This window comes from Weissella halotolerans DSM 20190 (assembly GCF_000420365.1).
GTDB lineage: Bacteria > Bacillota > Bacilli > Lactobacillales > Lactobacillaceae > Weissella > Weissella halotolerans.
In genome coordinates this window covers 291,288-312,038 of record NZ_ATUU01000001.1, presented here as the reverse complement: position 1 = coordinate 312,038, position 20,751 = coordinate 291,288, and the positions used below count along the sequence as shown (strand labels likewise).

25 protein-coding genes and 1 riboswitch are annotated in these 20,751 nt (G+C 43.5%); of the genes, 21 read left to right on the top strand and 4 right to left on the bottom strand.

The window, feature by feature from the left end; translation table 11 throughout:
• Window positions 1–56: 56 nt before the first annotated feature.
• Window positions 57–533 (bottom strand): NUDIX domain-containing protein, encoded by a 477-nt coding sequence (locus G414_RS0101560; protein ID WP_022791114.1) that lies wholly within the window; start codon window positions 531–533, stop codon window positions 57–59.
• A gap of 154 nt (window positions 534–687) precedes the next feature.
• Here G414_RS0101560 and G414_RS07665 point away from each other — a divergent pair, with 154 nt between their 5' ends.
• The 10 genes from G414_RS07665 (at window position 688) to rpsN (ending at window position 8,021) form a co-directional block, all read left to right on the top strand.
• On the top strand, window positions 688–840 hold the full coding sequence (locus G414_RS07665) for a hypothetical protein (RefSeq protein WP_022791113.1): 153 nt from the start codon (window positions 688–690) through the stop codon (window positions 838–840).
• Window positions 841–864: 24 nt separating this feature from the next.
• Complete coding sequence (locus tag G414_RS0101550; protein ID WP_022791112.1) at window positions 865–2,148, top strand: tetratricopeptide repeat protein; 1,284 nt, start codon at window positions 865–867, stop codon at window positions 2,146–2,148.
• 89 nt (window positions 2,149–2,237) lie between these two features.
• Window positions 2,238–2,948: a tRNA (adenine(22)-N(1))-methyltransferase gene (locus G414_RS0101545; protein WP_022791111.1), complete on the top strand. Its 711-nt coding sequence runs from the start codon at window positions 2,238–2,240 to the stop codon at window positions 2,946–2,948.
• Complete coding sequence (locus tag G414_RS0101540; protein WP_022791110.1) at window positions 2,917–3,714, top strand: Nif3-like dinuclear metal center hexameric protein; 798 nt, start codon at window positions 2,917–2,919, stop codon at window positions 3,712–3,714. Before G414_RS0101545 ends, G414_RS0101540 begins: the two co-directional genes overlap by 32 nt.
• Window positions 3,715–3,730: 16 nt before the next feature.
• Window positions 3,731–4,987 carry a peptidase T gene (gene pepT, locus G414_RS0101535; RefSeq protein ID WP_022791109.1) on the top strand — a complete coding sequence of 419 codons (1,257 nt, stop codon included), beginning with the start codon at window positions 3,731–3,733 and terminating at the stop codon, window positions 4,985–4,987.
• 89 nt (window positions 4,988–5,076) lie between these two features.
• Window positions 5,077–6,273 (top strand): acetate/propionate family kinase, encoded by a 1,197-nt coding sequence (locus tag G414_RS0101530; RefSeq protein WP_022791108.1) that lies wholly within the window; start codon window positions 5,077–5,079, stop codon window positions 6,271–6,273.
• Between the two features lie 66 nt (window positions 6,274–6,339).
• Entirely contained in the window at window positions 6,340–6,543 is a 204-nt protein-coding gene (locus G414_RS0101525; RefSeq protein ID WP_022791107.1) for a hypothetical protein, read from the top strand.
• A 206-nt stretch (window positions 6,544–6,749) separates the two neighbouring features.
• Window positions 6,750–7,382: a hypothetical protein gene (locus G414_RS0101520; protein ID WP_022791106.1), complete on the top strand. Its 633-nt coding sequence runs from the start codon at window positions 6,750–6,752 to the stop codon at window positions 7,380–7,382.
• 217 nt (window positions 7,383–7,599) lie between these two features.
• Entirely contained in the window at window positions 7,600–7,749 is a 150-nt protein-coding gene (gene rpmG, locus G414_RS0101515) for a 50S ribosomal protein L33 (RefSeq protein WP_022791105.1), read from the top strand.
• Window positions 7,750–7,751: 2 nt separating this feature from the next.
• A complete protein-coding gene (gene rpsN, locus G414_RS0101510; RefSeq protein ID WP_022791104.1) occupies window positions 7,752–8,021 on the top strand; it encodes a 30S ribosomal protein S14 in 270 nt (89 codons plus the stop codon).
• 71 nt (window positions 8,022–8,092) lie between these two features.
• Here the strand turns inward: rpsN and G414_RS0101505 are convergent, their stop codons facing one another.
• Entirely contained in the window at window positions 8,093–8,668 is a 576-nt protein-coding gene (locus G414_RS0101505) for a uracil-DNA glycosylase family protein (protein ID WP_022791103.1), read from the bottom strand.
• A gap of 303 nt (window positions 8,669–8,971) precedes the next feature.
• On the opposite strand from G414_RS0101505, the gene G414_RS0101500 reads away from it, so the two are divergent.
• The 8 genes from G414_RS0101500 to G414_RS0101465 all read left to right on the top strand — a co-directional run bounded on the left by G414_RS0101500 (window position 8,972) and on the right by G414_RS0101465 (window position 15,037).
• Entirely contained in the window at window positions 8,972–10,312 is a 1,341-nt protein-coding gene (locus G414_RS0101500; RefSeq protein WP_022791102.1) for an FAD-dependent oxidoreductase, read from the top strand.
• Window positions 10,313–10,395: 83 nt separating this feature from the next.
• Complete coding sequence (locus G414_RS0101495; protein ID WP_022791101.1) at window positions 10,396–11,028, top strand: pyridoxamine 5'-phosphate oxidase family protein; 633 nt, start codon at window positions 10,396–10,398, stop codon at window positions 11,026–11,028.
• Window positions 11,029–11,143: 115 nt separating this feature from the next.
• The gene (locus G414_RS07640) at window positions 11,144–11,320 is read left to right on the top strand and encodes a hypothetical protein (protein WP_162138064.1); all 177 of its coding nucleotides are present in this window, start codon (window positions 11,144–11,146) and stop codon (window positions 11,318–11,320) included.
• Window positions 11,321–11,388: 68 nt separating this feature from the next.
• Window positions 11,389–11,988 (top strand): TetR/AcrR family transcriptional regulator, encoded by a 600-nt coding sequence (locus G414_RS0101485; protein ID WP_022791099.1) that lies wholly within the window; start codon window positions 11,389–11,391, stop codon window positions 11,986–11,988.
• 1 nt (window position 11,989) lies between these two features.
• Window positions 11,990–13,321: a dihydrolipoyl dehydrogenase family protein gene (locus G414_RS0101480; protein WP_022791098.1), complete on the top strand. Its 1,332-nt coding sequence runs from the start codon at window positions 11,990–11,992 to the stop codon at window positions 13,319–13,321.
• A 128-nt stretch (window positions 13,322–13,449) separates the two neighbouring features.
• Window positions 13,450–13,695 (top strand): hypothetical protein, encoded by a 246-nt coding sequence (locus G414_RS0101475; protein ID WP_022791097.1) that lies wholly within the window; start codon window positions 13,450–13,452, stop codon window positions 13,693–13,695.
• Window positions 13,696–13,736: 41 nt separating this feature from the next.
• Window positions 13,737–13,781, top strand: a riboswitch (PreQ1 riboswitch).
• Window positions 13,782–13,788: 7 nt separating this feature from the next.
• A complete protein-coding gene (locus G414_RS0101470; protein ID WP_022791096.1) occupies window positions 13,789–14,292 on the top strand; it encodes a QueT transporter family protein in 504 nt (167 codons plus the stop codon).
• Between the two features lie 10 nt (window positions 14,293–14,302).
• On the top strand, window positions 14,303–15,037 hold the full coding sequence (locus tag G414_RS0101465; protein WP_022791095.1) for a 3-oxoacyl-ACP reductase: 735 nt from the start codon (window positions 14,303–14,305) through the stop codon (window positions 15,035–15,037).
• 45 nt (window positions 15,038–15,082) lie between these two features.
• On the opposite strand, the gene G414_RS0101460 is transcribed toward G414_RS0101465, so the two are convergent.
• Together G414_RS0101460 and lepA are read right to left on the bottom strand one after the other, a co-directional pair.
• Window positions 15,083–15,655, bottom strand: coding sequence for a hypothetical protein (locus tag G414_RS0101460; protein WP_022791094.1), 573 nt, complete (start codon window positions 15,653–15,655; stop codon window positions 15,083–15,085).
• A gap of 28 nt (window positions 15,656–15,683) precedes the next feature.
• Window positions 15,684–17,462 (bottom strand): translation elongation factor 4, encoded by a 1,779-nt coding sequence (gene lepA / locus G414_RS0101455; RefSeq protein ID WP_022791093.1) that lies wholly within the window; start codon window positions 17,460–17,462, stop codon window positions 15,684–15,686.
• Window positions 17,463–17,817: 355 nt separating this feature from the next.
• Here lepA and dltX point away from each other — a divergent pair, with 355 nt between their 5' ends.
• Genes dltX through dltB form a run of 3 tightly spaced genes read left to right on the top strand, consistent with a single transcriptional unit; the run spans window position 17,818 to window position 20,749 of the window.
• Complete coding sequence (gene dltX / locus G414_RS0101450) at window positions 17,818–17,946, top strand: teichoic acid D-Ala incorporation-associated protein DltX (protein ID WP_022791092.1); 129 nt, start codon at window positions 17,818–17,820, stop codon at window positions 17,944–17,946.
• Window positions 17,947–17,963: 17 nt separating this feature from the next.
• Window positions 17,964–19,508 (top strand): D-alanine--poly(phosphoribitol) ligase subunit DltA, encoded by a 1,545-nt coding sequence (dltA, locus tag G414_RS0101445; RefSeq protein ID WP_022791091.1) that lies wholly within the window; start codon window positions 17,964–17,966, stop codon window positions 19,506–19,508.
• Entirely contained in the window at window positions 19,505–20,749 is a 1,245-nt protein-coding gene (dltB, locus tag G414_RS0101440) for a D-alanyl-lipoteichoic acid biosynthesis protein DltB (RefSeq protein WP_022791090.1), read from the top strand. Before dltA ends, dltB begins: the two co-directional genes overlap by 4 nt.
• Window positions 20,750–20,751 lie beyond the last annotated feature (2 nt).

Here is a 20,751-nt window from a genome sequence, read left to right as displayed (position 1 = left end):
TTAGGAGGATCCTTTTTTGTGAGTAGGCTAGCAAATAGAAGGGGTCGGTTGATGAGTTAAAAGTACCAACCATAAGGCACCTGAGCAATCAGTTGATCAATGGCTAATTGATGCTGTGGATTGTACACTTTAGGATGGCTTGCAAGGGAAACAAACTCCACTGCTGCGGTTTCTTCCAAATCTGGTTGTAGCTGACCGCCAATGGGACTAACTTCAAATAGGGTCATGGGAATTTGAGCTTGGTCACCATTTGGAAAGACATGATGAAAATTACTATCGACGCCAATTAAACTAGTAACGACCACATCGAGGTTTGTTTCTTCTTTAAATTCACGTTGGAGCGAAGTCATAGCGCTCTCGCCAAGATTTTGCATGCCGCCAACTAAGCTCCAGCCTGTTTCGCCATCAGCTCGTTTTTCTAATAGGACCTTTGAACGCGTTTGATCAAATAAAATGCCAGCGACACCAGGCATGATAATCTCTTGATGACCAATTTTGGCACGTAAATTTTTAAAATAGTCTTCCATTACCATAAGTAGCAATCCTCCTCAGTAAAAGTAAATCCACCCTTTAATATTAGCATAGTCTAGACTGGACGGTGGACACAAAGAACTGGCTTAAACGTGCCTTTTTACCAGTGAAAGGTTACAATAGTTAATAAGTATAGAAAAGGTAAGGAAAACAACCGTGGGAACTAAAGGTACATTAAAGTCGAATGATTTTGCCCGGGGAGCAGCCAAGCAAAGTTTTGTTTCTAAACAAGAAAAAGTTGCAGCCAAAGAGGCACTTTTAGCACAAGCTAAAGCTAAGCAGTTAGCTAAGCAGAAACCAGCAAAATAGGCAGAAAAAGAAAGTAGGTAACTTATGGTGTCGTATGCAGAACGTATGTTAGATGACCTAGATAAAGGCCAGCTGGATGCAGCAGAAAAGTCGTTTGCAGCTGCTTTACAGCAGGACGATGACGATACAATTTATTCATTAGCTGAGGAGCTTTATGCGCTAGGCTTTGCCAAACAAGCAAAACGTGCCTATCAGCAACTCTTAGACAAGTACCCAAAAGAGGATCAGTTGCGTACGAACTTGGCAGATATTGCAATCGATGAAGGCAAGACTGATCAAGCCATTGAGTATCTAGCAGCCATTAAAACAGATTCCGAGGCTTACCTACAAGCACTCTTGGTGCTGGCTGACTTGTACCAATCGGAAGGAATTTATGAAGTAGCCGAGGCTAAGTTAAAGGAGGCCTATCAATTAGCTCCCGAAGAACCAGTGATTGCCTTTGCACTAGCTGAATATTATTACGCGAGTGGTCAATACCAAGAGGCAATTCCCTACTACCGTGACTTATTAAAGCAAGGTGAGCGTAAATTTTCAGGTGTGGATGTAGCCTCTCGCATTGGCGTAGCCTACGCTTTGACGGGCAATGTAAAAAATGCACTTGGTTATTTAGAACAAATTAAACCAGCTGATATGACGCCGGACGTTCAATTCCAACTCGGCCTAACTTATGCAGCTGACGAAGAAACCTATGATCAGGCAATTAAGACCTTTGAGGCTTTGGCAGACCTTGATCCGGCCTATGTAAGTTTATATATTCCTTTAGGGGCCTTATACGAAAAACAAGGTCAAAATGAACAGGCCTTGCGAACATATCAGGCTGGATTAGCACAAGATGCCTTTAATCCAAAACTATATGAACGGGCGGCCATTGTCAGTATGCGCTTAGGTAAGGCTGCACAGGCTGGGCATTTCCTTGCCGAGGGCTTAAAGAACAATCCAGATGATCCAACCTTGATTTTGGATTACTCAGATTGGTTGGTCAGTCAACATAAAGATCAAGATAATTTAGACCTATTGAATCATTATCTAACGGATGAAGAGGCCGATATTGACCCTGGTCTCTATCGTAACTTAGCGCGAAGTTATACTGCCCTAGAACAAGATGAATTTGCTAATCGGTATTGGCAGGCGGCACTACCTTCCTACTTAAGTGATCCCGATTTCTTACAGGAGGCGTATTATTTCTTCCGTAAAATTGGCGAACGCGAACTGGCCTTGCAGGCGATTGCACGCTATGTCAAGTTACGACCAGAAGATTACGATATGCTCAATAACTATGACGACCTATTAGCTGAGCAAGATGATTGAGGACTGGGCTTTAGGAGTGCCCATGCACTGTGCTAAACTATAGCATATAGCTATACTGCAAAAGGAATTTAGAAAGGTTTGGTGATGTCGTGGATGCCTTACATTTATCGCCTCGTCTGCAGGCGCTGGCTGACCATGTTCCGAAACGGTCTCGCTTAGCTGATATTGGGTCTGACCATGCCTATCTACCGGCACATCTTCTCTTAACTGGCCAGATTGATTTTGCTATTGCGGGTGAAGTCGCCCAGGGGCCATTAGCGAATGCACAGCAGGAGATTACCCGCCATCACTTAGCTGACCGTTTACAGCCACGGTTAGCTGATGGATTAGCTGCAATAAGGCCCAGTGACGCCATTGATTGTGTTGTTATTGCAGGGATGGGTGGGCATTTAATTACGCAAATTTTAACGGCTGGTCAGCCTAGGTATGATCGCTTAATTTTGCAACCAAATACGGATCAACCCTTGGTGCGGCTTTGGTTGATGGAGCATCATTATCGCTTAACGGCAGAGGACGTTGTAGCTGACGATGGGCATCGTTACGAAATCATGGTTGCCCAACCAGGAGCAGCGACTTATACGCAGGAAGAACTGCAGTTTGGTCCCTATAACATCAGGCAAAATCAGCCAACTTGGCGGGCCAAGTGGTTGCAAGAGGCTGATCGGTTGCGGCAACTTAAACAAACACTTAGTAAGCGGGGTCAAGCGCAGACGCAGGCTTATCAACATTATTGTAGTCAATTAAAAGCAATTGAAGGAGTACTTGGACATGCAAGCACAGGTCTTGATAGAAGCAATTGAAGCCTATGCCCCCCTAAGCTTGGCTGAAGATCACGATCCGACGGGATTGCAAATTGGGGATCCTAGTCAAGAAATTCACCGTGTTATGACAACCTTGGACCTGCGACCCGAGGTTGTAGCAGAAGCGATTGAGCAGCGAGTGGATTTTATTTTTGCACATCATCCGGTAATGTTTCATCCGGCCAAGAATTTGGACTTTCGAGATCCCCAAAAGGCCATGTATGCTGATTTAATTCGACATGGAATTGTCGTTTATGCCGCTCATACCAATTTAGATGCAGCGGCAGGGGGGATGAACGATTGGTTAGCTCAGTTACTTGGCATCCATGAGGTGGTACCACTCTTAGCTAATCCGGATGGGCAAACAGGTTTAGGACGAATTGGACGATTAGCGCAGGAAACGACCGTAGCTGAATATGCGACCTTTGTACGCCAACAATTTGGTGTTGACCATCTACGGGTTATTACGCCTGATCTGAATCGAACAATTGAACAGGTGGCCGTGATTGGTGGTGACGGTGGTCGCTATTATCGGCAAGCTCAAGCAGCTGGAGCTGATGTCCTGGTGACGGCAGACCTTTACTACCATACTGGTCACGATGTTTTAGCAGATGATTTTGTGGTGATTGATCCTGACCACCATATGGAAGCCATTGTTAAGGAAAAGATGGCTGATTTAATTCGAACTTGGCAAAGCAAAGAACGTTGGCAGTTGACGGCAGTTGTACCGTCCCGAGTTAACACAGATCCTTATACCTATATTTAAGAAAAGAGGTCTTTACATGACACAATTAGAAACTATCCAGGCAGTCTATCCAAATTTGGTTGATCGGTTTTTACAATATGTAAAAATCAATACCCGGTCGAATGAAGAATCGACGACGGTACCTTCTGATGAAAAAGAAGTTGCCTTTCTAGCCGCTTTAGCTGATGAGTTGAAGGCGTTGGGTCTAGCGAATGTACGTACCATGGCAGATGGGTATGTTTTCGCTGATTTACCAGCTAACACTGATAAAAAGGTGCCAGCCATTGGCTTTATTTCACACGTTGATACTGCTGATTTTCCAGCTGACCATGTCGATCCACAAGTCGTGGCTGATTATGATGGTGAATCAGATATTTTGTTAAACGACGAATATAGTTTAACTGTTAAAGATTTTCCTAGCTTAAAGAAATATGCTGGTGACACCTTAATTACAACGGATGGTACCACCTTACTGGGGGCTGATGATAAGGCTGGGGTAGTTGAGATTATTTCAGCCGCTGAATACTTGTTGGCACATCCAGAAGTTGAACATGGTGATCTGCATTTTGCTTTCGGTCCTGATGAAGAGATTGGCATTGGCGCTGATCATTTTGATGTAGCTGCTTTTGGGGCTGACTTTGCTTATACCGTAGATGGCGGAGAACTGGGCGAGCTACAATGGGAGACCTTCTCAGCAGCCCAAGCAGTGATCACGATTCAAGGCCGTAATGTTCATCCTGGTTCAGCTAAGGACACCATGGTCAATGCTTTGCAGGTTGCCATTGATGTTCACAATGCATTACCAGAACATGATCGACCTGAGCATACTGCCGGTCGGGAAGGCTTTTATCACTTGTTAGCTTTGGATGGTACTCCTGAAAGTGCTAAGATGACTTACATCATTCGTGACCATGATCGCGCCAAGTTTGAAGAGCGAAAGGCATTATTAACAAAGGTAGTGGCTGACTTAAATGCTAACTTTGATGTTAAACGGATTAATTTGTCCTTGAATGACCAATATTACAATATGGGTGAGGTTCTAAAGGATAATATGATGCCAGTCGATTTGGCCCAAAAGGCGATGGAAGAACTTGGTATTAAGCCAATCATTGAAGCTGTTCGTGGTGGGACAGATGGATCTAAAATCACCTTCCTAGGATTGCCAACTCCAAATATGTTTGCCGGTGGTGAAAATATGCATGGTCGTTATGAGTATATTTCTGTCCGGGTGATGAAGGAAGCTGTTGATACGATTCTAAAAATCAATGCGTTAAATGTTGCCCAAGCCCAATAAGGACGCATTTATCAGTGGAAGCGGTTGCTTTCTATGGTAAACTAGAAGTAGATGTTTAAAATTAATTAAGTAGTTGAGAGGAATAAAGCATGTCTAAAATTTTAGCAATTAACGCAGGGTCATCATCATTGAAGTTTCAACTTTTAGATATGCCTGCTGAAACCGTCATTGCCAAGGGCCAAGTAGAACGAATTGGTCTACCTGATGGAATTTTTACAATGAAGTTCAATGGGGAAAAAACACAGTTTAATGCTGATTTTCCTAATCACCGGGCAGCAATTGAAACGGTGTTAGACCAATTCCGTAAGCACGAGGTCATTAAAGACCCAGCTGAGATTACAGGTGTGGGTCACCGGGTCGTAGCTGGTGGTGAATGGTTCAACAAGTCTGTTGTGGTTACTGATGAGGTGCTTAATAAAATAGAGCGTTTAGCTGCATATGCACCACTACATAACCCAGCCAATGCGGAAGGTATTAGAGCCTTTATGGAACTTTTGCCCCACGCCTTACCTGTTGCGGTCTTTGATACAGCCTTCCATCAAACAATGCCTAAGAAGAACTACATGTATTCCCTTCCTTATGAGTATTACACAAAGTATGGTGCTCGCAAGTACGGTGCACATGGTACTTCTCATCGTTATGTTGCAGAGCGAACTGCAGCGATTTTGGGTAAGCCTTTAGCTGATTTGAAGATTATTACCCTTCATTTGGGGGCTGGTGCTTCTATTACGGCTGTTGAACATGGCAAGTCAATCGATACGTCAATGGGCTTCACGCCATTGGCTGGTGTGACCATGGCAACGCGGTCTGGTGATGTTGATCCTTCATTGATTTACTATATCCAAGAACGTGAAGGGCTCACGAATGATGAGATGTTAAAGATTTTGAACAATAAGTCAGGGCTGTTGGGTATTTCAACTTTGTCTTCTGATATGCGTGACCTAGAAGATGTTGAAAATACGAATGACCATGCCAAATTAGCCATTGAAATTTTTGAAGACCGCGTGATTAAATACATCGGTCAGTATATTGCGGAGATGGCTGGTGTGGATGCCATTGCCTTTACAGCTGGAATTGGTGAAAATGCAATTGAAGTTCGCCAACGCATTATTGATCAATTTAACTTTATGGGCATCAAGCTTGATCAACAGGCCAACGATGTACGAGGAGTTGAGCGGATCATTTCAACCCCTGACTCTTCCGCAGCTGTTTTGTTAGTTCCAACCAACGAAGAATTGGAAATTGCCCGTGACGTTGAACGCTTACAGGCTGAGCAAGCAAAGTAGGCGAACTTTATCATTTGTTTATGGTTGATGGCTTAGTCTATCAGCATAGATAAGGAGGAAGTGCTAATGGTTGGATTATTACTGTTTGGATTGATTGTGCTAGCTGCTTGGGTATCTGTAAGGCGGTTAGTTAGAACGGCAACCGTCTCTTTCCAAGAACGGATGGCACCTTATCAAAAGGTCTATTCACAGACAAGAAACCACCATCATCAGACAACAGTTTTTGATGGTGAGTTTGAAGAGGTGGATAGTCACAAGGTTAATTCATAAAGCAGCTTTTTGTGGCAAGGACGTGGTGTGAGTGCGCACCACGTCCTTTTTTCAATGAAAGAAAAGAACGGGTTAGTGAAGTTGGCTATGGTAATAGCTAACTTCACAAAAAAAGAGTGTTTTGTTCAGCAGTAAAATGGTTTTGGGCAAGGGCGCCTAAACGTGTTAGAATGAAAGGCAGCTATTAAAATGGGGAGTGTGAAGGGATGCAAACAGAGTGGCAGAAAAAATTGATGATGCTACTGGGAATTTTAGGGGCTGGCCTAGTGATTGGGCAAAGCGTGCTGGCAACTTTAGTATGGCCAGTTTATAATGTCGCGACCTATCCATTAGCGGTTTTAACCGCTAATGGTAGCCCCTACCAGTTAAGCTTTATGCTTTTGAACGGGGTAGCTGCCTTGTTGATCCTGCTTAGTTTGTTTACCATATTGAATAACTATCGACATGCTAAACAAGAAAAGCTCTCTAAGGCCTTACAAGGTCTTATTATGGCCCTTGTACTATGGCTGGGATTACAGTTACTTTGGCCCTTGTCAAATCCAGCTATGGCCACCATGGGAGGCACACCAATTCGCAATGGGGTGGTCAGTATAGGTATTATCTTGGTAGCTTATGCCCTTTATCACTACAGTCAGCCATTACGCAAGCAAGGTGATAGTAGTTTGGCTAATGTTCTCTTAGTTTTTAGTATCCTGTTTGTCCTTTTTCACGTTTTAGCATATATTATGCAAGTAATAGGCTGGTCCTTACAAGGATTTTTCGATGTGTTGGCCACCGATAGTTTAGCAGCTGGGTTAGGGTTTATAGGCTGGTACTACTGGCAGCGGTGGTCACGTTAGTTAGGCTAAGGTGGCGCTGACTGACTAATCATTAAGAAAAATTTAAAAAAACATGGTTTTTATCTTGAATTGTGCCCGGTAAATGTGTATAGTTAAGTATTGTAATTTACTAGCTATTGTAGCGGCGCAAGCTTGGGGTTTAGCCTATGCAGCTAGACCTGTCGTTCAATAAGTGGTGGGGGGCACCTCACAAATAAATTTCGAGGAGTTACTGTTAATGCGCATTAACATTTTGTTAGAGTCAGCTGAAACTGGCGAACGTATCTATTTAACTTCTAAGAACCGTCGTAATACCCCAGAGCGTTTGGAGCTTAAGAAGTATTCTCCAAAGTTGCGTCGGGTTACAGTGTTCAAGGAGGTCAAGTAATTATGGCTAAGAAGTCAAAGATTGCTAAGGAAAAGAAGATTGAAGCAACCATTGCTAAGTATGCTGACAAGCGTGCTGAGTTAAAGGCAGCCGGCGATTATGTTGGTTTGTCTAAGTTGCCTCGTAACGCTTCCCCTGTTCGTGCTCACAATCGGGATCGAATTGATGGCCGGCCACACGCTTACATGCGTGAGTTTGGTATGTCACGTTTGAACTTCCGTCAATTAGCACATAAGGGTCAAATTCCTGGTGTTAAGAAAGCTTCATGGTAATCGTTTAGATTATGGTGAATAAAAAAGGTACTGCTTATAAGCAGTACCTTTTTTTTGTTCATATTAAGGCGTTAGAGAAGACTGGCAACTCGCTTTTGTAAAGCAGGAACCACCTCCGTTTGGAACCAGGGGTGTTGTTGTAGCCAATACTGATTACGAGGTGAGGGGTGGACTAAGGGAAAATAACGGGGTAAGAAGGTCTCAAATTCCTTAGTAGTTTCGGTTAAACTACCTTTGAAATCGCGTTTTAGGTAGAATTTCTGCGCATAACTACCGACCAAAATAAAGAGCTCTACTTGGGGCATATTTTCCAATAACAAGGGGTGCCACTTAGCTGCGAAACCCTTGCGAGGGGGTAAATCACCACTTTTTCCGCGACCTGGGAAGTAAAAATCCAAGGGAAGAATGGCTAAACGAGGATCATGGTAAAACGTATCATCTGAAACGCCCATCCATTCGCGCAAGCGCACGCCGCTGGGATCATTCCAAAATTTTTTGGTAGCTTCGGCCTTGGTACCTGGCGCCTGTCCTACGATGACAATTTTAGCTTCATCATGTACTGAATAGAGCGGGTCGATATGCCGTTTAGTGTAGGCTTGATTTTGCGGATCTGCTTTGATTGCTGCATAAATGCTGGCATTATCCATGTCATATTCTCCTTACTGGTCTAGTAGACCTTTTTTTATTGTAGCAAAAAAAGAACTGTAAGCCTAACTAGTCCAGCTTTTGCTCAAAAAACAATATGATGGCTATGCTTATACCTGGTAACTTATATATGGTAAGTAAGAAAGCTGCCTTTGTGAAGTGTTTTATTTTTAAAAACCCGTTTTGTTATTCACAAGAACAAATAATAATAACGGTAACTGTTGTTGCAAAGGCGATTAACTTTGTGATAATATGAATTTATTGGATTAAGAAAGTAAATATGTTCACAAAAGTGGAGGTTTATCATGAAGGTTGCCGTTATCGGAAGTACACATGCGGGTGTTTTTTCAGCCAAGCAAATTAAGGCTCAAGTGCCAGATGCACAAATTGATGTATTCGAACGTAATCAAACTGTTTCATTTTTATCATGTGGGATTGCTTTATGGGTAGGGAATCATGTTTCAGATCCAGCCCGGATGTTCTATGAGTCACCGGAGTCCCTAATTGATCAAGGGATTAATATGCATATGGGAACCGAAGTCGTACAGGCTGACTTAGCAGCTAAGCAATTAACCATCAAAGATTTAGTTACTGATGAAGAACGGACAGACGTGTATGATAAAATTGTCATCACCACTGGTTCTAAGGCTGTGATTCCACCAATCCCTGGTATTGATGGTGATAAGGTTTACATGGCTAAGAATTGGGACGATGCAAACCGGCTTAAGGAAGTAGCTGATGATGTTAAGCGGGCAGTCGTTATTGGAGCCGGCTATATTGGGGCTGAGTTGGCTGAGCAAATGTCACTTAATGGCACTCAGGTAACCTTAGTTGATGCGCTAGACCGGGTCTTAGCTAAAAATGCCTCAGCGGAGTATTCGGCTGTAATCGAACAAGCTTATCAAGAGCATGGAGTTAATTTAGCCTTGGGAGAAACGGTAACCGAGTTTGTTGATAATGGTGAGGACATTACAGTTAAGACAACTGGCGGAGCCTATACCGCAGATATTGCTATTTTAGGAATTGGTTTCCGGCCAGCAACTGATTTGTTTACTGGTCAAGTAGATATGTTAGATAATGGGGCCATTATTACGGATAAGTATATGCAGACCAGCGCCCCTGACGTATTTGCTGCTGGCGATGCTAGTGCTGTTTATTACAACCCAACCCAAAGTTATGATTATATTCCATTGGCTACGAATGCCGTACGCCAGGGAATTTTGGTAGGACGTAACATTGTAGAACCAACAGTTGCTTATCAGGGCACGCAAGCTACTTCAGCAGTTGAATTGTATGGCATTGCCTTTGCATCAACTGGCTTAAATGCAGATTCAGCTGCAGCTAAGGGGATTAAGTCACAATCCATCACCTTGGATGAAGATTATCGACCTGACTTCTTGTTGACGACTGAATCCGTTAAAAGTTCATTGACTTGGGACCCAGAAACCCGCCGTATTTTGGGTGGTGAATTTATGTCCACTCATGATGTGACGGCGGCGGCTAATGTCATTTCATTGGCGATTGAAAATCAAAACACCATCGATCAATTGTCCATGACGGACTTTTTCTTCCAGCCAAACTTTGATCAACCAATTAATTATATTTCTTCAGTTGCCATCGCCGCAGCATCAGCCGCAGCTGAATAATGTTCTAAGTAGAATAGTGTTTCAATAAAAAACTGCTGGCTTTTACACAACACCGGCAGTTTTTTCCGTGTTAGGAGGAGCTTATGTACCTTAAACGCTTTATAGAATTATTTGTGGTTTATGCCATTTCACTGATGATTGCCCTAGCAGTATTTGTGGGTGGCTTTGACCTAGTTAAACAATGGGTGCCCTTGACGTTAGCTTTGATAGCAGGTTATTTGGTCTTAGTGGTACCATTAACCGCGTTGACACTAAAGAAAATGACAACGCGTCAAAAAGCGAGTGGTGTGCAGCAGGCAACAAGTGAGTTGAGTCAAACCTTGGGGCAATTACCACCTTATATAGCCTTAGCAACGGTGACCCCAAGCGGGCAAGTCATGAATTCTATTGTGACTTATGCACAAGATGAGCAAGCGGAAAATGTGTTCTATGTCGTTACTGATCCTAAAACTCAGCGGGTGGTCAATATTAGGGCACACCGTCAAGTTGCCGTAACCACTTGGTTTGGCGATGAAAGTGGTGTGCGTGTATCTTCTTGTCAAGCGGAGGCGACAGTGACGACGGGCGAAGAGGCGATTGCGGATTTGTTACAGTCAGCCCCAGTGATTAAAAAATTAGAACCACATTGGCAAGATAAAGCAGTACTTACCATTAGGTTAACTTCAGCTTTAGTTGAATCATTTAAAACTCAAGCGAAGGCTATTAACTTTAAGTAGGTAGTGGACAAAAAGGATAGTGGGGCCCTTGGCTGGACCGACTATCTTTTTTATTAGGTATCGAGGCTAAGTTCTAGGCATTATAGCTGTAAGCAGGTATAATGAAGGCAGAGTAGTGAGAAGTCTATCAGTAAAAGAGGTGGTAACCTTGTTTGTACTTTTGCTTATATTGGGTGTACTTTTGATGGCGTTAGCAACCTTGATGCGTAAATCGGTGGGAAATGAGAATCTCTATCCCATGTTTGTCGCGATTATTGGCGTATTAATCGTTGTATTGGCCATTATGATGTGAACAAGTAAAGAAGGGAGGGCCACCATCGCTGTTAGGTGTCCACTGGTTACCTGATAAGCAGTGAAAACATGAGAAGACGTGATGAAAATAAAGTAGCGGCATTGGAAGCAAGTACGTTAGCAATTGTGCAAAACCAAGGGCTAAGTCAGTTGAGTATTAGTAAGCTGGCAAAACAGGCCGGAGTTTCGGTTGCCACGGCCTATATCTATTATGAGAATAAGGCTGATTTGTTAGGAAAATTATATCAGCGGGTGCAAGAACGGTTGATTTTCGCCGTTCCCAGTCCAGCTGCAAATCAACCTATTCAAGCTCAATTTAACCAGGTGATGCAAGCTTATGCTCATAATTTCCTGGCCCATCCGGCCGATGTTACTTTTTTGGCGGCCATGACAGCGAATCCTGAGTACTTTCCGGCAAGGGAAGAACGTGGTGATAGTTTACTTGGGCCAGCAATGATGGCGGTAATCAAAGCAGCCTATCAGGCGGATGGTTTACAGACAGGAAATGTTGATTTATTATTAGCGCAAGGGCTATACCCCTTGGAGTGGTTATTAGAATCACGATTGCAGCACGGTTTATCAGTTCAACAGGATGAAATTGACACGTTAATTAAAATGGCAGAGCGGGCGATTTTTCGTCCGTCAATGCTGGCAGATGAAAGGATATAAAATGACACAATATGATTTTGATGTTTTGTATTTAGGTAGTGGTCATGGTACTTTCGACGGGGCTATTCCACTAGCTGCTAAGGGAGTAAAGGTTGGGGTGATTGAAGCCGATCGTGTTGGTGGAACCTGTCCTAACTGGGGATGTAATGCTAAGATTTCCTTAGATGCACCAGTAGCCTTGCAAAGAGCACTTTTAGCAACACAGGGGACGGTAGCTGGCTCAGGTAAAATTGACTGGGCTAAGAACCAAAGTCACAAACATAGCGTGATTGATGGGATTCCTAACTTCTTGGAAGGAGCAATGGAAAGCCAGGGTATCAAGATGATTTTTGGTCGTGGTGAGTTAGTTGATGCCCACACCATCCAAGTTGCTGGCACGGCCTATACTGCCGACAAGATTGTCATTGCAACTGGCATGCACCCACACCGCTTAAATATTCCTGGAAGGGAATTATTACATGACTCAACTGATTTTTTGGCGTTAGCTGAGATGCCTAGCCGGATGGTGATTATTGGTGGTGGTTACATTGCCTTAGAGTCAGCAACCATGGCTAATGCGGCCGGTAGTGATGTGACCGTGGTGATGCACCATCAACAGGCTTTGCGCGCCTTCCATCAACCCTTTGTTGAGTTAATGTTAGCTGACTTAGTTGAGCGAGGTGTGACAATTCTGCGCGATACTGAAGCCAAGCGCCTTGACACAACAGCGGAAGGCATTCAGGTTGAGACCAGCGCTGACACCTTGTTAGCTGACTGGGTACTGGATGCAACTGGTCGCGTGCCCAACACTGAAGGCATTGGGCTAGAAACGGTGGGGGTAGAAACCTCGCCAGCTGGGGTGAAGGTCAATGACTATTTGCAAACATCAGTGCCTAATATCTATGCCAGTGGGGATGTGATTGCCAAGACCCAACCTAAGTTAACGCCAACGGCAGTCTTCGAATCAAAGTACCTCATGCATCGTTTTAGTGGTGATAGCCAGGCGCCCATTGATTATCCGGTAATTGCTACTAATGTTTACACATCACCACGGATAGCTCAGGCCGGTATAACGGTAGACCAAGCCAAGGCTAATCCTGACCAATATGTCATTGTAGAAAATGAAGTGGCCGCTGACTGGTATCGTCAAGTCTTTTATGAGACAGCGGGTAAGACGACCTTAATTTTCAATCAGGAACATCAATTAGTCGGCGCAACCGAAGTATCAGAGCAGGCCGAGGATGTGATTAATAGCCTCTTACCTGCCATTGAATTCGGTTATACCCCAGCCCAAATGGAACGTTTAGTTCATATTTTCCCTTCGATCAGTGCTGATGCTTGGGGCCAATTATAAAAAGTAACAGTTTTTGCATATGTATAAAGGAGGAAGCACTATGTTGCTTCCTTTTTTAGTTACTGGTCAAAAATGTGGTACACTAGGCGGGAATAGTATTTGAAATCAAAAAGCAAAGGAGCAAGCGCATGACTGAAAAATGGTATACCATAGATTTGGCTGATGGCTGGCATTTAACGATGAATTATCCGTTAACACTTCATGAATTGGTTCAGCAAAGTCCAGCAGTTTATCAGGTTACGTTACCAACTGGCTTTAGTGTCCAATTTAGAATTGATGATGAAACCATTGAAGTGCTTGGTATTAAGGATATGACTGATGTAGCCTCCCTTCAGATTCGACTTGATAAGGTCATCCAAATTAACTTGAAATAACTTGACCTAACCGGGGCATAACGCTTAAAGTAGTAACTATTATGTATGTGGTTCGTAACCATCCCACACAAAAAAACTAGGAGATTGTAAATAATGACGACGAAACATGTTTCAAACCAGGAGCGTACTCGCAGCATTGCCTTAGTAGGTCTAGTGGCAGCCTTATATGTGGCCTTGACAATGACCTTACCCGCGCTAGCCTATGGAGCTGTGCAACTACGCCTTTCAGAAGGATTAAATCATCTTGCTGTTTTTAATAAACGGTATATCCTTGCCCTGAGTATTGGGGTCTTTATCGTTAACATTTTTTCCCCTATGGGCATTGTTGACATGGTGTTTGGGACGCTAGGTACCTTAGTGATGACGACTATGAGCTACTACAGTGCCCGTTATTTTCATAACATTTGGATAAAGCTAGCCATCAGTACTGTTATTGATACTGCGATGATGTGGGCAGTGGCGTTGGAACTAAACCTCTATGCGGGGGCTCCTTTTTGGATAACATATGGCTGGGTAGCCTTAGGTGAGTTTATTGCCTTAGTGATTGGGGCCGTCATTATTGGCCTCATTGGCAAACGTGTTAATTTAGCAAGGTAAAGAGAGCGTAATGACAGATAAAGATTATCATGGGAAAACGGTTTTATTGACGGGAGCGGCATCAGGAATTGGGGCCGCCCAACTAGCAACTTACCTTAAGTTAGGTGCTAGGGTTTATGCCTTAGACCGAAAACCCATTCAGATTCACCATCCAGCCTTAACTAGCTTTGTTTTAGATTTAAGTGACGCCTTGGCTTTGGCGCAGTGGATAGCTGACCAGCAATCCTGGCTGGACCAAGTAGATATCTTTTTAAGTACGGCTGGCATTCTGGATGCCTTTACTCCCTTTTTACAGGAGACACCGGTTGATTTTTGGCAGGTGATGGCAATTAATTTAGAAGCGCCCATTGTATTAACGCGCGCTGTCTTAACAGGCATGGTGGCGCGACAAGCAGGCCAGATACTCTATATGGCATCTATTGCGGGTTTAGTGGCTGGTGGTGGAGGCGCTGCCTATACGACCTCTAAGCACGCTCTAGTTGGGTTTATGCGGCAGTTGGCCTTAGACTATGCAGGAACGGTGCATGTTAATGCGATTGCGCCGGGGGCTATTAATACCCCAATGAATGCCGCTGATTTTGCTGGTAGCGGTGAAATGGCAAAAGAGGTTGCCAAAGCAACGCCAGTTGGTCGTTGGGCTCAACCACAAGAAGTAGCTGATTTATCGGTTTTTTTGACCAGCCCTCAGGCCGATTATATACAAGGACAGGTTATTCCGATTGATGGCGGCTGGTTAGTTAAATAAACAAAAGGAAAAGCAGGCCTTCTTTGGAAGGCCTGCTTTTTTGGATTATTGAAATTGACTAACATTGGGTAAATCTGGCAGATAAAGTAAGAGATCACTAATATCTAAGAAGTGTTGATTGTCTTGATAGAGCACAAGGCGCCAATCACTAACTTGATTAGCATGCGCTTCGTCAATAAATTGATTGAGGCTACCATCATGGTTTAAGAGTAAAAAGCCGGCATACTCAGTAAGGACTGTAGCTAAATCAAGGGTGACCCGTACAATGTCAAGGTGGTCATTAGGGTTTAAAAGCATAATGCCAAAACGCCCAATTTCAGGGCGCGTTTGAGCAAAGTACCATTGCATTGCAAGCAGGTCATTCATGGTTAAGCCAATGTTCATTAGATAATCAATACTTAGTCGGAAGTGAATGGGTTCTGGCAGTTCGTTGGCGGGTTGAGCTGCTACATGAAAATATTGGGCATAAAGTTCTGCCAACTGCTGCCATTGGTGGATGCTTGGTTCTTTTAACCCATCTTCAAAGGCGGTTAACACTTCAGGTGCTAACTTCATTGACTGACTAACCTCTAATAGGGGCAACTGGAAGAAATCACGTAAGGTACGTAAGTTGTTCATAAAAAACCTCATTTCATTAACTAGGTGTTTAGTGACTATTGATATCTAAGATGGCATCAAAGACGGCTTGCGGTAAGTCTATATGGGCCTTTTGACCTTGACGTCGTAATTGTTGCTGCTTCTTAGAAGGTTTGCTTCCTGCAGCGGCAACTTTACGGAGCGGTGGAATGTCTGCGCGGGCAATGACACGTCCTTCAACACTGGCCTGAATTGGCATGGACTGTAGTTTACGAGGAACTAAGTCTTTTAGTTTGGTGACCAGAACTTGGGCAAAATCTTGGACGTGTAAGCGGTGCATTACAAAGGTTAAGGCATCCACATTTGCATAGTCAATGGCGATATCTAAGCGAACTAAGTCGGAAGGGCCGTAGTCGTCACGACTGGTAGAAAGTGTTGCAAAACCATGTGATACTGATTTTAGTTCATTAAAGAAATCATAGGCAATTTCGGAAATGGGCATCCGGTAGGTAATCGATAGTAGCTCACCAATGGTTGCTAAGTCAATTAGTTCCCCTCGGCGCCCTTCAGCTAAGCGCATAATGGCATTTAAGTGTTCATTAGGGGCAGTAATCTTAGCTAAGACATAGGGTTCATCAACTTCTTTAATGAGATGATAGTCAGGAAATTGGTTAGGATTTTCGATATAACGTGGTTGATCTTCACCCTGAACCCAGACGCGAAAGGTCGCGTTAGGCATGGTTGTAATGACATCCAGGCCAAATTCACTTTTTAGTCGCTCACGAATAATTTGGAGATGGAAAATACCTAAGAAACCACCACGAAAGCCCGTCCCCAAAGCCTCGGATTGTTCGGGTACATATTGGAAGGCCGCGTCGTTTAAGGATAGTTTTTCAATGGCGACCTTTAAGTCACGGTATTGACCACCGCGCGGATAGATTCCAGCATAAACCATGGGTTCAATTGTTTGGTAACCGGGTAAGGGGCTCAAAAGGCCATGGTCACTTGTGGTAATAGTATCACCAACTTGAACTGCCTGAGGATCCTTGATACCCGTAACAATATAGCCAACATCGCCAGCGCTCAAGACGTTGGTTGCTTGTGCTTGAGGAGCGAAAAAGCCAATTTCTTTACTGAGGGTGCTAATTTGATGGGCCATAAAAGTCAGTTGGTCCCGGTAGTCTAGGCGACCATCAAAAAGACGGGCCTGCACGACCACTCCTTGGTAAGGGTCAAATTTAGAGTCAAAGACGAGGGCTTTCAGTGGTTTAGTTGGGTCACCACTGGGAGCCGGGATACGGTCACGAACAGCCAAGAGGACCTCTTTAACCCCTAGACCGGTTTTAGCAGAAATCTTTAGTGTAGTATCGGGGGTAAACGATGGATCTAGATCCATCAACTCGAGCATGGTGCGATCAACATCAGCCATTGCGTTATCAACTTTATTGATAATTGGGACGAGCACAATACCAGCTTCCTTAGCTAAACGATAATTAGCAACAGTTTGTGCTTGAACTCCTTTTGTTGCATCGACTAGTAAGAGGGCACCATCAGTAGCTGATAAACTTCGAGACACTTCATAGTTAAAGTCCACATGGCCTGGTGTATCAATAAGATTGTATTCATATTCTTGACCAGCTGGATCAACGTAGTAATTACGAACAGTGCGCGACTTAACTGTGACGCCATGTGCCTTTTCAACGGCCATATCATCTAGGAGTTGTTCACTACTTTCACGTTGGCTGACGGTATTAGTCATTTCCATGATGCGGTCGGCTAAGGTAGACTTACCATGATCAATGTGGGCAATAATGGCAAAATTTCGAATATAGGCTTGCTTTTTGGACATAAAAACGGTTCTCTTCTCTTGATTAATATAACAACGTTTGACTGCTTGTGAACACAGCTTAAATTAAGGTTCAACGGAATTCTTTCCATTATAGTCGTTTCGTCTGTGCCTTGCAAAAAAGGGAGTAGGGAAATTAGATTAAAGAGAGCAGGAACTTGATAGTTAATGGGGTATAGCAGTTCCATTACAAAAAAAATAGAAAATTAAAAAAATAATTTTGACGGCGGATATTCTATGCTCTATAATATCCAAGACATTCAAAATTGCTGGTTAATGACCGGCAAAACAGATTTATTAGCGGCAGTTTTGCATGTATTGAATAAAAAAAAGCTAGAAAGACTCTGGGGGCTAGTATATGAAACATATTAATTTCTGGCGGTTTGTGGGTCAGACAGTGTTTTATTTCATTATTTTGTTAATTTTATTGTACTTATACGGTTACTCTGGTCATGGTCAGGGTGGCTTTATCTATAATGAATTTTAATTCAGAGGGGGCCAAAAATGGAAAAGATTACGAATATGATTGAAACCATCGATAATTATGGTACAAATCAAGGTTCACGGGTAGTATATGATGTTTTGGGGGAGGAACATACGTATGCTCAACTTAAACACGATTCAGATGCGCTAGCGGCCTATATTGATCAACTTGGTCTAGGAGCTAAGACCCCCGTGATGGTATACGGTGGTCAAGAATATGAGATGCTAGTGAGCTTTGTCGCCCTAACGAAGGCTGGACATGCTTATATTCCCGTTGACTTAAATTCGGCTGATGAACGCCTATTGTCAATTATGGAAATTGCTCAGCCAGCGGCCGTGATTGCAGTGGATGATTTACCACTCGAACTAACTGGTGTACCAGTAATTAGTTTGGCTGATATTAAGCAGGCAAGGCAGGCAGACCTAGCGTATGCTTGCGATCATATGGTTACTGGGGATGATAATTATTATATTATTTTCACCTCCGGAACGACGGGTAAGCCTAAGGGTGTTCAGATTTCACACACGAACTTACTCTCCTTTACGAATTGGATGTTAACTGATGCTGCCTTTGCAGTACCCAATGCGCCTAAGATGTTAGCTCAACCACCATACTCCTTTGACTTATCAGTAATGTATTGGGCACCGACCTTGGCGGCTGGAGGTACTCTGTATGCCTTACCACGGCCAGTAGTTGAGGACTTTAAACAGTTATTTAAGGTTTTGCCTGATTTACCAATTCAAGTATGGACATCGACACCGTCCTTTGTTGATTTAGCAATGTTGTCTGAAGATTTTAATGCAAAAACAATGCCTCAACTTGAGTATTTTTATTTTGATGGAGAGGAATTGACGGTTAATACAGCGCGTAAGTTACGTGATCGTTTCCCTAATGCACGAATTGTGAACGCTTATGGACCAACGGAGGCCACAGTAGCACTATCGGCGGTGGCAATTAGTGATGAAATGCTGGCCAAGGGCGAGCGCCTACCTATTGGTTACCCTAAGCCAGATAGTGTGACCCAAGTTATTGATGAAGCAGGGCAGCCAGTCGCAGCTGGGCAAGAAGGGGAAATTGTGGTGGCCGGACCAGCCGTTTCAAAGGGGTATTTGAATAATCCTGAAAAAACTGCAGCTGCCTTTTTCGAATTAGCTGGGCAACCTGCTTACCATACGGGAGATTTAGGTTCCTTTGATCAACAGGGCCTGCTGCATTATGGTGGGCGCTTAGACTTTCAAATTAAGTTTAATGGTTACCGGATTGAGCTAGAGGAGGTCGCCCATGTTTTGAAGCTGGCTGACTTAGTAGAGAATGCGGTGGCGGTACCACGCTATAATGATCAGCATAAGGTGCAACAATTGTTAGCCTATATTGTGCCCAAGGCTGGAGCCATGGACACTTTCGCACGGCCTTTGGACCTAACCAAGGCGATTAAAGAACAATTAGCCAACGATATGATGCCTTATATGATGCCCTCACGCTTTATTTATCGGGAGGACTTGCCAATGACACCTAATGGGAAGGTCGATATTAAGGCCTTGATTGCTGAGGTGAATGCGTCATGACGCAGTGGTTAGCAACGTTACCTAATTTACAACCATATGGTGATCCCATGTATTTTGGCTACTTGTTGTTAGCCTTGTTGCCCATTGTAGTGGGCCTTTACTTTGGTCGTCGATTCGCCCTATATGAAACTGCTGTTTCCTTTATCTTTATCCTATTGATGTTTACAGGACCACATTGGCCACAATTTTACGCCTTAGTAGCTTATATCATATGGGAAACGCTGTTGGTTTTGGCCTATCATCATTATCGACAGCAGGCAGATAACCGGTGGATTTTTTATGGGGCAGTTGGATTATCTATTCTACCCTTAGTCTTTGTGAAAGTGACGCCGGCGATTGATAACGGTCACGCCTCCTTATTAGGCTTTTTGGGTATTTCTTATTTAACCTTTAAGGCAGTGGGAATGATTATGGAGAGTCGAGACGGTGCCATCAAAGAGTTATCTTTGTGGCCGGTGGTTCGTTTTTTGCTCTTTATGCCTACTCTGTCGTCAGGACCGATAGATCGCTATCGACGTTTTGAGGAAGACTACCAAAATTTGCCCAGTCGAGCAGCTTACATGGCCATGTTGCAAAAGGCCGTTTGGTATATCATGCTTGGCTTCTTCTACAAATTTATCTTGGCTTATTTTTTTGGTACCATTCTATTAAAGCCACTTGAAGGGCAAGCCTTAGCCATTGGGGGCGTCTTCAATTTGCCGACCCTCGGGGTGATGTATGCTTATGGCTTTGATCTTTTCTTTGACTTTGCTGGGTATTCTTTGTTTGCGATTGCCATCTCTTATTTGATGGGGGTTAAGACACCTGAAAACTTTAATAAGCCCTTTATATCACGTAACTTAAAGGAATTTTGGAATCGTTGGCATATGTCGTTGAGTTTTTGGTTCCGAGATTATGTCTTTATGCGCTTTGTGTTTGTTTTGATGAAACATAAGGTCTTTAAGAACCGCAATGTCACGTCCAGTGTAGCCTATATTGTAGATATGGGGCTGATGGGTTTTTGGCACGGCATTACCTGGTATTACATCGTCTATGGGTTCTTCCATGGCTTTGGGCTGGTGATTAATGATTGGTGGTTACGTAAAAAGAAGCGGACCAACTTAGCCCGAAAGAAGGCAGGTCAAGCGCCCTTACCAAGTAATTGGTTTACCATTGGCTTTTCAATCTTTTTGACCTTTAATATTACAATGTTTAGCTTTTTGATTTTCTCCGGTTTCCTAGACCGGCTATGGTTTCACTAATT

What these genes read in the sequence shown, in the direction of transcription:
- G414_RS0101560 (WP_022791114.1), bottom strand. Translation starts at nt 533, where the DNA reads ATGGTAATGGAAGACTATTTTAAAAATTTACGTGCCAAAATTGGTCAT.
- G414_RS0101550 (WP_022791112.1), top strand. Translation starts at nt 865, where the DNA reads ATGGTGTCGTATGCAGAACGTATGTTAGATGACCTAGATAAAGGCCAG.
- G414_RS0101540 (WP_022791110.1), top strand. Translation starts at nt 2,917, where the DNA reads ATGCAAGCACAGGTCTTGATAGAAGCAATTGAAGCCTATGCCCCCCTA.
- pepT (WP_022791109.1), top strand. Translation starts at nt 3,731, where the DNA reads ATGACACAATTAGAAACTATCCAGGCAGTCTATCCAAATTTGGTTGAT.
- G414_RS0101530 (WP_022791108.1), top strand. Translation starts at nt 5,077, where the DNA reads ATGTCTAAAATTTTAGCAATTAACGCAGGGTCATCATCATTGAAGTTT.
- G414_RS0101525 (WP_022791107.1), top strand. Translation starts at nt 6,340, where the DNA reads ATGGTTGGATTATTACTGTTTGGATTGATTGTGCTAGCTGCTTGGGTA.
- G414_RS0101520 (WP_022791106.1), top strand. Translation starts at nt 6,750, where the DNA reads ATGCAAACAGAGTGGCAGAAAAAATTGATGATGCTACTGGGAATTTTA.
- rpmG (WP_022791105.1), top strand. Translation starts at nt 7,600, where the DNA reads ATGCGCATTAACATTTTGTTAGAGTCAGCTGAAACTGGCGAACGTATC.
- rpsN (WP_022791104.1), top strand. Translation starts at nt 7,752, where the DNA reads ATGGCTAAGAAGTCAAAGATTGCTAAGGAAAAGAAGATTGAAGCAACC.
- G414_RS0101505 (WP_022791103.1), bottom strand. Translation starts at nt 8,668, where the DNA reads ATGGATAATGCCAGCATTTATGCAGCAATCAAAGCAGATCCGCAAAAT.
- G414_RS0101500 (WP_022791102.1), top strand. Translation starts at nt 8,972, where the DNA reads ATGAAGGTTGCCGTTATCGGAAGTACACATGCGGGTGTTTTTTCAGCC.
- G414_RS0101495 (WP_022791101.1), top strand. Translation starts at nt 10,396, where the DNA reads ATGTACCTTAAACGCTTTATAGAATTATTTGTGGTTTATGCCATTTCA.
- G414_RS0101485 (WP_022791099.1), top strand. Translation starts at nt 11,389, where the DNA reads ATGAGAAGACGTGATGAAAATAAAGTAGCGGCATTGGAAGCAAGTACG.
- G414_RS0101480 (WP_022791098.1), top strand. Translation starts at nt 11,990, where the DNA reads ATGACACAATATGATTTTGATGTTTTGTATTTAGGTAGTGGTCATGGT.
- G414_RS0101475 (WP_022791097.1), top strand. Translation starts at nt 13,450, where the DNA reads ATGACTGAAAAATGGTATACCATAGATTTGGCTGATGGCTGGCATTTA.
- G414_RS0101470 (WP_022791096.1), top strand. Translation starts at nt 13,789, where the DNA reads ATGACGACGAAACATGTTTCAAACCAGGAGCGTACTCGCAGCATTGCC.
- G414_RS0101465 (WP_022791095.1), top strand. Translation starts at nt 14,303, where the DNA reads ATGACAGATAAAGATTATCATGGGAAAACGGTTTTATTGACGGGAGCG.
- G414_RS0101460 (WP_022791094.1), bottom strand. Translation starts at nt 15,655, where the DNA reads ATGAACAACTTACGTACCTTACGTGATTTCTTCCAGTTGCCCCTATTA.
- lepA (WP_022791093.1), bottom strand. Translation starts at nt 17,462, where the DNA reads ATGTCCAAAAAGCAAGCCTATATTCGAAATTTTGCCATTATTGCCCAC.
- dltX (WP_022791092.1), top strand. Translation starts at nt 17,818, where the DNA reads ATGAAACATATTAATTTCTGGCGGTTTGTGGGTCAGACAGTGTTTTAT.
- dltA (WP_022791091.1), top strand. Translation starts at nt 17,964, where the DNA reads ATGGAAAAGATTACGAATATGATTGAAACCATCGATAATTATGGTACA.
- dltB (WP_022791090.1), top strand. Translation starts at nt 19,505, where the DNA reads ATGACGCAGTGGTTAGCAACGTTACCTAATTTACAACCATATGGTGAT.